Here is a 12311-nt window from a genome sequence, read left to right as displayed (position 1 = left end):
GCTGCGCGTTCCGGCCAAGCCCCGGCCGCGGCCGGGCAAGCGGGCGTCCCGCCGCGGCGGCATTGCGCGCTCGCCGCGGACCGGCTGAGCGTCGAGGCCGGAGGCCGCGCGATTGTGCGCGGCGTCAGCTTCGCGCTGCCCGCCGGAAGTGTCGCCGCGCTGATCGGCGAATCCGGCTCGGGCAAAACGACGCTGGCCCGCGCCTTGTATGGCCTCCTTCCCGCGGAGGCGTTGAAGGGGGAGGCCTGGATCGCCGGCAGGCCTATCTACGGAATCGCGGAAGGGCCGGCGATGAAGCGCTGGACGGATGCGGCCTTCATCTTTCAGGACCCTCGCCAAAGCTTCAATCCGCTGCTTACGCTCGGCGCGCAGTTTTCCGAGGCGATGCGGAGGAATCCGGCGCAGGGCCGCGAAGGGAAGAAGGCGGCGCAGGCTGCCGCTGCCGCCGCGCTGCGCGAGGTACAGCTGGACCCGAAGCTGCTGGGAAGCTACCCGCATGAGCTGAGCGGGGGCATGCTCAGCCGGGCGCTCATCGCGCTTGCGCTGATCAACAGGCCGGGCGTGCTCATTGCCGACGAGCCGACAGGCGCGCTCGACCCGATTGTGAAGCGGGAAATACTGGAGCTGTTGACGGCGAAGGTTCGGGAGCACGGGATGACGCTGCTGCTGATCACCCATGATCTTCAGGCGGCGGAAGCGGTAGCGGACCGCATCCTGACGCTTGCCGGCGGGGAGCTGACCGAAGACCGGCGCGTGGAACGGAAGCTCGGCTAGAGGCATGAAGCTCCTTCCTCCGCCGGGCCGGAGGTGTCCGCCTTTCCTCGCCTGTCCGTTGGAAACGGGGATAGGACAGGCAAAGGGGAAGGCGCGCGCAGCGCGGTTTCTTCCGGCAGTGTGACAGTGCAGGCGGAAGTAAAAGGAAAGGAGTCCGGAAGACGATGCTGGATGTGATCGAGGTAAGTAAGCGCTTTGAGGGGCGCAAGCAGGGCACGGACGCCCTGATGGACGTTTCCCTGTCTGTGGAGCGGGGGGAAATCTTCGCGCTGATCGGGGAAAGCGGCTCGGGCAAGTCGACACTGGCCGAGTTGATCGTGGGTCTGCAGCAGCCGACCCGCGGCGTCGTCCGCTGGCGGGAGGAAGCAGCGGCGGAGCGCGCGCCGGACAGCCAGGCGGCAGGCCGTTGCTCCGAACGGTCTGCGTGTCTGTACGCCGGAAGAGCGGCATCCGCAAACGCGCGGTCCCGGGTGCAGATTGTGTTCCAGAATCCGGATCGATCGATGAATCCGTATTGGAGTGTACAGCGCATTGTCACCGAGCCGCTGCTGCTTAATGGCGTAAACCGTACCGAGGCTGCGGCCAGGGCCAGCGAGCTGCTGGAGCAGGTCCGCCTCCCGCAGGCGCTGCTGGATCGGAAGCCTGCCGAATGCTCGGGCGGCCAGAAGCAGCGCGTCGCGATTGCGCGCGCGCTGGCCTTGTCCCCGCGGTTGTTAATCGCCGACGAGATTACCTCGGCGTTGGACCCCGGGACGGAACGGGAGATTTTGCAGCTGCTTCTTGCGCTAAGAGACGAACGACGGATGTCGATCCTGTATATCACGCACCGGCTGGAGACGATCGGCGGCTTCGCCGATCGTCTGGCGGTCATGAAGGACGGGCGGGTGGTCGAGACAGGGGAGACGGAGGAAGTGCTGGAGGCGCCGAAATCAGCCTATACGAAGCAGTTGCTGGCTGCCTGCTTATACCCGTAGCTGCTTGGGGGCGAAGTACTGCTGCATTTCGCGGCAGAACGACTCCTCAGCCTCGGTAAGCCGGGCGTCCTTGCGGATCACAAAGCCGTTCTTGCGGCGAATCTGGATGGAGGCGACCTGGCTGACGGCGAGCTCGCCCCGCCTCACTTCCTCCCGAATGACGGGATAGGGAAGGAACGCGATGCCGAGTCCGGCCTTGATCGCCTGCAAAATGACCGTGAAATTGCTCATTTGCAAAAAACGCACCTGGACGTTGAAACGCTCCAGATGGGTTTGAATATATTCGCTGATATAAAAGCTTTGCGGCAGCAGGACCGTAGTCTGATGCAGATCGCGGCTGTACAGCAATTTCCGTTCGGTCCACGGATGGCCGGCCGGTATGACGAGCGGAAGCTCGTCTTCGAACAGCTCGTAGGCGTCGAAACGGCTGTATACGGCCTCGTCCTCGGGATAGATGGGGAGGAAGGCGACGTTGGTTTTGCCCTCCAGCAGCGCCCGCTGCAAATCGGTGTAACAACTGGCATAGACCTCCAGAAGCTGCTCCGGAAACGCCTTGTGATAATGCGACAAAATGTCCGGCAGGTAGTAGTTGGCAATGTACTGGCTAATATAGACGGACAGGATGCTTTCCTGCCTTCGAAGGGATTGCTGGACCTTCTCGCCGGCTTCCCTTAGCAGGCGGGTCACTTGTCTAGTGTAATCCAACACGATTTTCCCCTGCTCCGTCAGCTGTACCTGTCTGCCTTTGCGCTGGAACAGCGGCGCGCGGAACTGCTCCTCCAGCTGCAAAATATGGTGGCTAATCGTAGGCTGCGAGCAGTGAAGCCGCTTGGCCGCCTCCGTAAAGGAACCGCATTCGGCGAGGACCAGAAAGCTTTCCATCCTCTCGATTGTTTTCACAAGTATCCACCTCGTCAAGCATCTTGCGTAGGAACGCTTATTTTCACCACATTATATTTGAAAATGATTCTCATTGTCAACAGCTGTCGAATCAAGTCGAATCATCTATGCTGTCTTCTCCGGCCGCAAACCGAAGCCGCCTGCCAGACCGTCGAACCTGCGGTCTTGAGCGCGCAAAACCGAAAGCGAGCATAACTCGTGCTGGGACAGCTGCGGTCATCTACCGCTTGCTGAAGGATGCTAATTTAATCAAATAATGTGGAAAAACCTCTCGGGAAGCAGCTTGCTGCACCGAGAGGTTTTTTATTTGAAAATGTGTCTCAGCTTAAGTTAAAAATCAAGTGAATCCGAGTAACATAACACCCTGTGTCAACGAACACACACTTTCAATTCATGAATGGATTGAGGGGGCTTTTGTGTCAGGAAAATGATGGGGGCAGTATTGTTTCATTATTGAGGGTTAATTTGTGTCAATGGTGTAAGGCGACACGAACATAGATCCTTAATCGTGAAGATGATTCGATTGCCGTTTTTTTGTGTTGCAATATAAAGTATAACTGTATATAGTATAACTATATAGTTTGACGATATATAGTCATGCGATATAAAGTTTTTTACCAGGAGGGTAAGCATGGAAAGAGATAAACACTTGCCGTTGACCGAAACCGTTTATTACATTCTGTTGGCCGTGGTCGAACCGGCGCACGGTTATCTAATCATGCAGAAGGTGGAGGAGCTCAGCGGCGGGCAAGTTCGAATGGCCGCGGGTACCCTGTATGGCGCGATTGAGAATCTGGTAAAGCTGAATTTCATTCAGCCTGTGGCCAGCGAGGACAGCCGCCGCAAGGTGTATGCCATTACCAACAAAGGGTTGGAGATTCTGCTCCTTGACCTTGAGCGAATGAAGCACATGATTGCTGTGACGACAGATCGATTGAAATGAGAATGGAGGAACCGCGAATGAAAAAATACAAGTTCTTTACTAACTTCGACGAAGAAGAAAACTGGTTGAATGACATGGCAAGGCAGGGTTACCGATTCACAAAAAAGACGTCGTTCGGTTATGAATTTGAACCTGAAAAGCCAGAGAATGCAACGATAAAAATGGATTACCGCACCTTTAAAAAGCGGGAGGATTTCGAGGATTACTGTGCTTTATTTGAGGACAGCGGCTGGGAACATATCACGGGAACGAAAAGCTCGGGATATCAATATTTTAAGAAAGCAGACAAACAGGGAAGTGAAGAGATCTTTTCGGATGTCGATTCCAAAGCCGGCCGGTATAAGCGGCTGTCGGATATGTGGGCTGCGTTAGCTTGTTCCTTCATTCCTATACTGGCGGCACTCATTTCTACTGACGCGATCGATCCAGGAGTATTGCTTGATCCGAAATCGCTATATTATACTCCGGGATTATGGGATTTAAACGGAGCGGCTTTCTGGAGGGGCTTTCTCTTCGAAACGCCATTCGCCCTGTTTAGAGGCTTCTTCTGGCTAATCTTTCCGGTTATGATAATGACATATCTGTATTTCGCATTTAAGGCAAATAAACAATATAAGAAAACGCAAGAAGATAAAATCACCCGCAAATAAATACAACCGCCCCGATGCAGATTCATGTCTGCATGAGAGCGGCCTGCTGCCAGGAATAAATCGAGGATTGATTAAGCTATAGGGTATTCAGATAAACCGGATGTGCCTTATACCATTCCGGTATATGCGGATCATGTATTGAAATTTATGGATGCTTTAGGCATTCAAAAGGCGCATCTTTCGGGTGAATCTCTGGGCGGATGGGTAAGTACGTGGCTAGCGATTCATCATCCGCATCGCGTTGCCAAGTTGGTTTTAAATACGGCGGGTGGGCTTATTGCAGATCCTAAAGTCATGGAACGTTTGAGAACGCTTACAAGGCAAGCGGTTGAACAACCAACCCGGGAGTTTATAAAAATTAGATTGGAATTTTTAATGCTCAGTAAGACGAGTGTTACAGATGAATTGATTGATATCCGCTACGAAATATATTCCCAGCCGGAAATGCGTAAAGCTGTTGAAAATATATTAGTGCTGCAGGAGATGGAAGTTAGGGTTAAGAATATGCTCTCTGAGGAGGATTTAGCAAAAATAACAGCGCCGACATTTGTTATTTGGACTTCCCATGATCCGACGGCAGGAATCGAAGTAGAAGAACGTTTTGCCAAGGCTATTCCTAATGCCCGAATGAAGGTAATTGAAAACGCGGGACATTGGCCGCAATATGAACAAGCAAATGAATTCAATGAACTTCATATTAACTTTTTGAATGAAGGTGATAGGTAATGGCACATATTGTTGGTGGATATGTAGCTTCCCACAGTTGTTAACCTCATTTGGTAAAGCCGATCAGGACAAAGCTAACCTGGTTTTGAGCGGTTTCAATTATATTAAACAACAATTGGATGAGCAAAAGCCGGATGTCATTATCGTCATCTCAGACGATCATTTCAAATCTTTCTTCTTGGATAATATGCCTATGTTCTGTATCGGCGTTCATACCTGTAAATGGTTGATGCAATACGATTGGCTATTAGCAAGGATTAATTGATACTATCTTGAAAAAGACTGGGGTATATCTTGTCATAGGCATTGTGGAGCGGGATCAGGAATTCAGTAGAGGCACTTTATACAATTCAATTGTGTATATATCGGGTCAATTGTGTATATCGGGCCGGATGGGAATGTTCTAGGCAAACATCGAAAGCTTGTACCAACGGGTTCCGATGGTTAATAAAAAGCGTACTGCGCTTATGCGGCATACGCTTTTTATTTTTTTGATTTTAGGACGACATTCGGCTACTGAATTAAAAAGATAAGTTTGTGTCGTCCGACGGGGCGGGTGTTGGTGTGGGTAATTGACGGAATGAAAAAATTCAACAAGCAACAAGAGTCATACTAACTTTATTCCATGACATATTCACAAAACCCGTATTTTGTACATATGTATATAATTCGATAAAACCCCTTGTATGTTACTGTCGGACGTGTCTAATGACACAAACATGCCATGATCCAATTTAGGTTAATTCCAAAGGGTTTGATGTCACGATTTTTCGCATTTTCTCTATATTCACTTTTGTATAAATCGTGGCTGTTTTGGGGTCCGCGTGGCCCAATAGATCAGCAATTGCCAACAAATCAGCTCCCTCACCGTCGTTATATAGAACGGTTGCGCAAGTATGGCGCAGCTTATGAGGCGTTACTTTATAATTATTTGCTCGAACACCGGCATCTTTTGCAATTTCCTCGATGATTAATCCCACAGCTCTTCTTGTTAGCCGCTGCCCTCGTTTTTCCGAAATAAACAACGCTGGTTCATCAATTCTATTGCGTTTTTGTAGGATCATTTGCCGAACTGGCTTATAATTCTCCAGGGCCCGAATTATTTTCGGTGTCAACACGAGTTTTCTTTCCTTGTTCCCTTTACCAATGACTGCGAGCGATCCATCATCTTCATTGAAATGCTTGAGATCGATACTTACGAGTTCAGAAACCCGTAGTCCGAGCAATAAAAACAGCGTAGTGATTAATGAGTCTCTTTCTTTAAATTTGCGCTTCGCGGCGTATTGTTCAAATGTCATGGCATCCTGTAGAGAAAGGCTTTTAGGAAGCCGTTCACCGAGTTTAGGGTTCTCTATAACTGGGAAACATCATATCGAAGGTATTGTTGTTTAACAGCCCATTTAAAAAACTGTTTTATTGAGGAAATGATGCGTGCTCTCGTCGTGGCTGCAAAAACGGTGCCCAATTTTGGATGCCTTTTATTCGTATTCGTTGTGTGTTTGGGATGTTTTAATGTACCTAAAAATAATTGAAGGTCATTAGCCGTTATATCTTCGATGTATGTAATGTTTCTTGTTTCTTTAAGCCAGGAAGCAAGCCTTACCATCGTGCGGTTGTAATTTTCAACGGTTCCCTTCGAATAGTTCCTGTTGATTTCAAGGTAAACCGTAAACGAATCTATTAAATCATCGATGCAGCGCTTTGTCATAATCGCATCGCCCTCCCCTCTTCGTCCAAATTATAACATTAATTTAATACTTCACGAAACGGTTATTTTGTGAAGTATATTTGTTTTTCTCTTACTTTTTCGGAGTTGGCTTGTGCGGATTTATCGTATGGTGTCTAATGACATTAAACTGTTATCATTCGTGACGATATATATCATTGTTTTCTTTGACAAAAAGAAGTCTCATTAGATCACTATCTTGTCATTTTTCTTTGGAGATGCCGCAAATTGCAAAATGAAAACATGCTCCTTCAAACTTTTTCCAGAAGTTGAGGCGTTCCTTTGATTACCGTTAAAGGATTCAGGATGATATTGGCTGTGCCCGCCGCCATATGCCTAATGGTTTCCCTTCCTTCTTTCTTACATTGAATTTGCACGTACTGTTGAAAATCTTGGATATCGGCCATTAGAACAAAACATTCCCCTTTTAGCTGCGGGTATACATAGGTGATCATTCATGGATCGCAATTTGCCATCTAACCTCTCTTGCACGAGTACTCCCGAGTAATTCTTTTTATCCTGCCAAACTTCTCCTACGATCGATTGTAATGCCGAGTGTTCAGGGAATTCTTCTCCGGGGGCTACTGAGACCAGCTTAACTTGGAGTTCTCCGAACTCTAGCCTTGGAAACCGACTTCTGATCTACGAAAGAGCCGTTCCACCACGCGCTTCATTATCCGATTCGTACGGAAATAGACGGAGACCGGCAAAGTGTTGGCCTCTCTGATCAAGTACAAACAAGTAATGACGCCACTCTAAATAATTCGTTTTACAGCGTTCGCGATCTCATAACCCGGAAGAAAAAGCAAGTATATCCAATTGCTCTCGATTTTGACTCCGTTCGTCCTGGATCAATTGACATAACGTTCTCGCCAATATACGTCCAGCCGTTCTTGGCGCGACCAATCCCGGTAAACTTGGTGCCAACAAGGCCTTGATTCCACGTTTTTCGGCAAAACGAAAATCGGTTCCACCTGGTTTGGAAGCCAAATCAATAATAATAGCGTGATGCGGAACACGGGTCAACACACGAGAAGTAAGGATTTGCTCCGGAACCGTGTTAAAAATAATATCCACATTTACGCCTTCATCGTACAAATCTTTCGTATAAAACGGCTCAATCCCCATCTCCCATGCATGTGCAAACTGCTCCGGTTTCTGCACCCCCGCTTTGACGTGTGCACCCAGGCGCTGAAGCATACTGGCTAACGTAAGACCGATTCTCCCCAAACCCAGCACCATACAACGCGAACCATGTATGGTAATTTCCGTCTGTTGAATGGCCATCATTAAGGCGCCCTCCGCAGTGGGAATGGAATTGTATATGGCAACATCGTCCCTGCTAAATAATTCTATCAGATCGATCTCTAGTTCCGCGCAAAGGTTCCTCAAGTAAGACTTGGCTATGCCAGTACAGACTTTTGCGTGTTTCGGCAAGCAAGACATATATTCCTTGTTCAGCAATAACGTTTCAGATGAAAATGAAGACTCTACTCTGCCATGGTCGTCTGTACCGACAACCGGTAATATCAATACGTCAGCATTGCGAAGCACCTCCCTCGTAAGCTTGGAATGCTGAACTTCATGAAGTTGTTCGTGCAAATCTTCATAACCGATTACCGCAACATTTGCATCCAGGTCAGTAAATGACCGAATGATTTCAAGATGCCGGGCATCGCCTCCAAGGAAGACAATATGCAGACCCGTTAACAAAAAATTCCCCTACTTTCCTTAAGTGTGGACTTAAAATTAACTAACCTCGTTTACCATCTTTAAAAGCGCATCTGCTCCTTTCATCCCAGGGCAAATTCCGCGTAATTCCGCCTCTGTGGTCACCATATCGAGTGGGGCATCCAGCAATTGCTCTATTGTTCGTACCCCGGTTGCGCGTTCTGCCACAATGCGGCGATCGTTTAATTTCTCATTTAACAAACGAATATCAAGCGCCCCGCACATGATATATCCGTGACGGTTGTGATGGCCAGAAGTGTTGTTTTGGGCAGGGCGACCTCGATACTTATAACCTGATGACCTTCAACTTCAATAGGTTTCATCATGATCATCTATGATGCAGCTCCTTTTTTTACACTATATGCCGGGCGTGATATTTGCACCATAGACTGTTGCCCAAATTCGATATTACTTGTATTCGTTGGAAGCCTTCTCCCCTTTCGCCATATACATGTGTAATTGGACTTCGATTCAATTCCATGTAATTTTTGAAATTTATAACAAAGGAGATAACAAACGCGCTGCTTGATCAAGCATGCGCTCGAAAGAAGTACGATGCATATGATCTTCCAAACGATATGGAGTAGCCTCGGCGAGATCCCGTTCGAATTGTTCTGTAAGCTCCCGGGCCACATCGGAATGATACATCACTGCACACACTTCGTAATTTAAACGGTAACTACGTAGATCGTAGTTGGAAGAACCCACTTCGGCAATCTCGCCATCGATAATCATGACTTTCGCGTGCAATACCCCTTTGTTGTACTGAAACACATCGATCCCTGCTTCCACGAGTTCGCCATAATACGTACGGCTTGCAGCTCCTGCAACTTTAGGAATCACTTGGCGCGGCACCAGTAATCTCACTCGAACGCCACGCGCTGCGGCTGTTTTGATGGCCATCATGATATCCGCATCGGGTATAAAATAAGGGTTGGTCACGTCGATAGTTCGGGTCGCCTGCGTCAGGCAGATGAAATGCATTTCCCGAATGACCGGAGTAGGCAGCCCGGGATTGCCTTCGAATATCTGTATATAGACGTTATGCGAATCCTTGGACGGGGAAGCTTTTCCCATGTGGGTGCCTTCCATCGTTCCCAGCTCCGATCCCCATTCCCATCCGTATCCGGATCGTTCTGTTTTGCCGGATGGAAATGGATGAATGGCTTTATCGTCTGAAAGTTGAGCCGATTCAGGGATAAATTTTGCCTTTCTCGTTGAATGGAGCATGTCCGGTGACGCCATTTTCCAGTGAGCCTCAAAAACGGCTTTCACATCATCCGCTGTTTCGCCGGTTAACCGCATATGAGTGTCGCGCCAAAAACCGACATCCGGCTTCATTCCGGTATACTCGTCCCCAACGTTGATTCCTCCCATGAAGGCTTCCTTTCCGTCGACGATGACGATCTTGCAATGATCCCGGTATGTCAAGTTGGATAGTACCCAGGGGAATCGCAAGGGAAAGAAGGTCCTGCATTCAATGCCTGCTTCCATCATCCGGCGAACCGTATGTTTGGGAAATGACCGGCTTCCCCAGCCATCCCTTATAAAACGAATGTTCACACCGGATAAAGCCCGGTCAATCAGCACATCTGTGATACGTTTACCGATATGGTCATTCCGGTATATGTAATATTCAAGATCGATTGTCTTTTGTGCGGCCTGAATTGATTGAAGGAGTTTTCCGTAGGTTTCCATCCCGTTCGTGAGGATTTGGACGTAACCGGTTCGAAGGCCACTGACAGACAAAGGTTGCAAAGCCCGAGCGATAACAAAAGCGGAGTCACCACATGCTGGAGGAACGCTATCGGGTTATTGTGCGAAGAAACGAGCTTGTCCCGCCGCATTTGCACAGGATTCGTTACGAACAGGTAACAAACGAATCCGATAATCGGTAATACAAGTCCGACTGATATCCAAGTTAACGCTTTGGCGGGGCGGCGCACCTCCCGAACCGCAATAATGATCAATAGTGCCGTATTTACTAGCCATAATCCTGCTATCCATGCCAAGAAAATCAGCCTCCCAATCCAGTCATCTACGAGGGAATAAAGGGACAGCCATGCCGAGAAGAGATCGGCATGGCCTTTTTTAGAAACCTTTATACTGCGGTTCTTCCTGTTCAATTTGTTGTAACCGTGGAGTGACCTGGTCAATGATGTTTTGTGTCTGTTGCGCTGCATTTGTGAACGTGGTTTTGGCCTGCTGGTTTTGTGTATTTAACGCAAACTGTTCAAAGCTGGCCTGCGCGCTTTTTAATGAAGCTACAGCTGTTTTCACTTGAGAAGCTACCGTCATGTTGATCACCTCCTGAAATGGCATCCGTATATAATATGTCAACCCGTCAGAAAATTAATGAATGGTAAAATTTGATGATTGGCTATTGTCAGGGGTTAGAGTCTTCCTGAAAAGACTTACCGCAATCTATGCCCTTCTTGGCAATGCTTGAAGCCAGCAAGTACAGCCCAACATAGATAGGAAAAGAATAGGTATGTTTCCAGTGAACGGGGTGGTATAAATCGGCCATTTGTGAAATCGGTTCAGCCAAAAAAGCGGAAAATCCCCCAAATAGGAGAGCTTTGAACAACGGATGTATGCCAGACTTGTACTGGTGTAAGAACATAACCGTGACGGGAAGAAGTGAAAAATTCCATGGAAAATTAGCGGGCATGAACGGTATGACTTCCCAGTGATAATGCCAGAGTCCCATGGCAATCCCAAGCTGGTCCAGCCACGATGACACGATAATCATCGTAAACCCGATAGGAGAAACTGTCCCGTAGCTCTCTTATCCCGAAATCCGATCCAAAATAGCCAGGGGCATATCGATAAAACTACTCCAAACCACCATTGCCGCGTAAACAGTACGTGAGTGCGCCAAATGTCAGTCATGTTGCGGTGTGCTTCAACAATCAATTGATAGGCTTGTTCGATTGCATGATGAATCTGATTTTCGTCCACTGATATGCCACCCCTTTCCGTTATCCGCTTACCGATCATTTTTCATCCGATATGTGCCTGTTTTATATACGCGAGTTTCCATACAGTATATTCGACGTTACAAATACGCCGACCGGCGGCAGCGAAGTTGAAGGCGGTTGCGGTGGGATATAGCCGCTATACCCCGCCAAGCTTATATCAGTTGTCGCTACCCAGGTTCCATATTCGCCCGCCTGTAAAGAAGAGGGTAGCATCCGCAGACGTCCGGTGAGAACCAAATGCCGAAGTTGAATCTTGACATCGTCATAGATGGTTAATTGGCCGGAGTAGGCGGCGTAGGGGGAATGAAACATGATCTGCTGCGTGCTTTCATTCCAACTTCCTTCAATCGGAATCGGCGTTCCACGAAATTGGATGGTGCCTTGAATTTGCTGGTCCTGCAAAACACGCATCACTAGTTTGCCCCACACAACCGGTCTTCCGGCGACAGATGCATGAACTCCCCATATGGAAAAGGGAGGTAAACTCTTTGTACTTGTTTGAGCCGCAACGGACATGATTCATCACTCCTCAAAGTTAGATCACGCCATTATATGCGTCCTCGGAAAAAATGCCAGTCACTGGGCAAGAATTCTTTGCAGATAACCGAACATGATCAAGTAAAAGAAGATGGACTTTCTCTTATACTGGTTGTTTCTTAATGCAGACAGGTTTCGAACAAAATTGTTTCAACCCATCCCAGTTGCCCCAGATGCAATTTTTACATCGATTTGGTTGTCTTGGGGCAGAGGTAGTCCAGTTTTTAATGCTTGTACTGAATGTTGGTAACATGCAGGCATCCGCCTTTCCAAATTTATGCAAACAGCATTTAAGTTGTCCAGAAACGAATCATACTATGCAGTTATCCGCATCGTGAAAGTCCGCTTGGATTTGATCCCATCTACCCT

Annotated in this window: 15 protein-coding genes and 1 pseudogene; 5 read left to right on the top strand and 11 right to left on the bottom strand. The window is 48.3% G+C overall.

What is annotated here, in order from left to right; genetic code table 11:
• The first annotated feature begins 114 nt into the window (after positions 1–114).
• Together JMF85_RS17125 and JMF85_RS17120 are read left to right on the top strand one after the other, a co-directional pair.
• A complete protein-coding gene (locus JMF85_RS17125) occupies positions 115–774 on the top strand; it encodes an ABC transporter ATP-binding protein (protein WP_236595890.1) in 660 nt (219 codons plus the stop codon).
• A gap of 164 nt (positions 775–938) precedes the next feature.
• Positions 939–1748 (top strand): ABC transporter ATP-binding protein, encoded by an 810-nt coding sequence (locus JMF85_RS17120; RefSeq protein WP_127610802.1) that lies wholly within the window; start codon positions 939–941, stop codon positions 1746–1748.
• Here JMF85_RS17120 and JMF85_RS17115 read toward each other — a convergent pair.
• Positions 1737–2648 carry a LysR family transcriptional regulator gene (locus JMF85_RS17115; protein ID WP_236595889.1) on the bottom strand — a complete coding sequence of 304 codons (912 nt, stop codon included), beginning with the start codon at positions 2646–2648 and terminating at the stop codon, positions 1737–1739. The two genes, JMF85_RS17120 and JMF85_RS17115, sit on opposite strands and share 12 nt — an antisense overlap.
• A 631-nt stretch (positions 2649–3279) precedes the next feature.
• On the opposite strand from JMF85_RS17115, the gene JMF85_RS17110 reads away from it, so the two are divergent.
• The 3 genes from JMF85_RS17110 (at position 3280) to JMF85_RS17100 (ending at position 4967) form a co-directional block, all read left to right on the top strand.
• The gene (locus tag JMF85_RS17110; protein WP_054796201.1) at positions 3280–3591 is read left to right on the top strand and encodes a PadR family transcriptional regulator; all 312 of its coding nucleotides are present in this window, start codon (positions 3280–3282) and stop codon (positions 3589–3591) included.
• A gap of 17 nt (positions 3592–3608) precedes the next feature.
• Positions 3609–4241, top strand: a complete 633-nt coding sequence (locus JMF85_RS17105; RefSeq protein ID WP_141336247.1) for a DUF2812 domain-containing protein — start codon at positions 3609–3611, stop codon at positions 4239–4241.
• 78 nt (positions 4242–4319) lie between these two features.
• Positions 4320–4967: an alpha/beta fold hydrolase gene (locus tag JMF85_RS17100; protein WP_269103486.1), complete on the top strand. Its 648-nt coding sequence runs from the start codon at positions 4320–4322 to the stop codon at positions 4965–4967.
• A gap of 734 nt (positions 4968–5701) precedes the next feature.
• Here JMF85_RS17100 and JMF85_RS17095 read toward each other — a convergent pair.
• From JMF85_RS17095 to JMF85_RS17055, 10 genes and pseudogenes are all read right to left on the bottom strand, one after another.
• Positions 5702–6265, bottom strand: coding sequence for a tyrosine-type recombinase/integrase (locus tag JMF85_RS17095; RefSeq protein ID WP_201318589.1), 564 nt, complete (start codon positions 6263–6265; stop codon positions 5702–5704).
• Positions 6266–6318: 53 nt separating this feature from the next.
• Positions 6319–6675, bottom strand: coding sequence for a site-specific integrase (locus tag JMF85_RS17090; RefSeq protein WP_201318588.1), 357 nt, complete (start codon positions 6673–6675; stop codon positions 6319–6321).
• A 269-nt stretch (positions 6676–6944) separates the two neighbouring features.
• Complete coding sequence (locus tag JMF85_RS28145) at positions 6945–7100, bottom strand: hypothetical protein (protein WP_236595888.1); 156 nt, start codon at positions 7098–7100, stop codon at positions 6945–6947.
• A 379-nt stretch (positions 7101–7479) separates the two neighbouring features.
• On the bottom strand, positions 7480–8406 hold the full coding sequence (gene dpsA, locus JMF85_RS17080) for a dipicolinate synthase subunit DpsA (RefSeq protein ID WP_201318587.1): 927 nt from the start codon (positions 8404–8406) through the stop codon (positions 7480–7482).
• A gap of 36 nt (positions 8407–8442) precedes the next feature.
• A pseudogene (locus tag JMF85_RS17075) lies at positions 8443–8756 on the bottom strand (YunC family protein).
• 163 nt (positions 8757–8919) lie between these two features.
• Positions 8920–10122, bottom strand: coding sequence for a phospholipase D-like domain-containing protein (locus JMF85_RS17070; protein WP_236595887.1), 1203 nt, complete (start codon positions 10120–10122; stop codon positions 8920–8922).
• Entirely contained in the window at positions 10008–10607 is a 600-nt protein-coding gene (locus JMF85_RS28140; protein ID WP_236595886.1) for a PLD nuclease N-terminal domain-containing protein, read from the bottom strand. The genes JMF85_RS17070 and JMF85_RS28140 overlap by 115 nt, the downstream gene beginning before the upstream one ends.
• On the bottom strand, positions 10516–10722 hold the full coding sequence (locus JMF85_RS17065; protein WP_029197844.1) for a DUF1657 domain-containing protein: 207 nt from the start codon (positions 10720–10722) through the stop codon (positions 10516–10518). The genes JMF85_RS28140 and JMF85_RS17065 overlap by 92 nt, the downstream gene beginning before the upstream one ends.
• A gap of 88 nt (positions 10723–10810) precedes the next feature.
• Positions 10811–11167, bottom strand: coding sequence for a CBO0543 family protein (locus tag JMF85_RS28135; protein ID WP_236595885.1), 357 nt, complete (start codon positions 11165–11167; stop codon positions 10811–10813).
• Positions 11168–11447: 280 nt separating this feature from the next.
• Positions 11448–11921 carry a hypothetical protein gene (locus tag JMF85_RS17055; protein ID WP_023556420.1) on the bottom strand — a complete coding sequence of 158 codons (474 nt, stop codon included), beginning with the start codon at positions 11919–11921 and terminating at the stop codon, positions 11448–11450.
• Positions 11922–12311: the final 390 nt, after the last annotated feature.

It is taken from the genome of Paenibacillus sp. EPM92 (assembly GCF_016586185.1).
Lineage (GTDB): Bacteria > Bacillota > Bacilli > Paenibacillales > NBRC-103111 > Paenibacillus_G > Paenibacillus_G validus.
The sequence above is the reverse complement of the archived record's forward strand: the minus strand, read 5'-3'. Positions and strand labels throughout refer to the sequence as shown.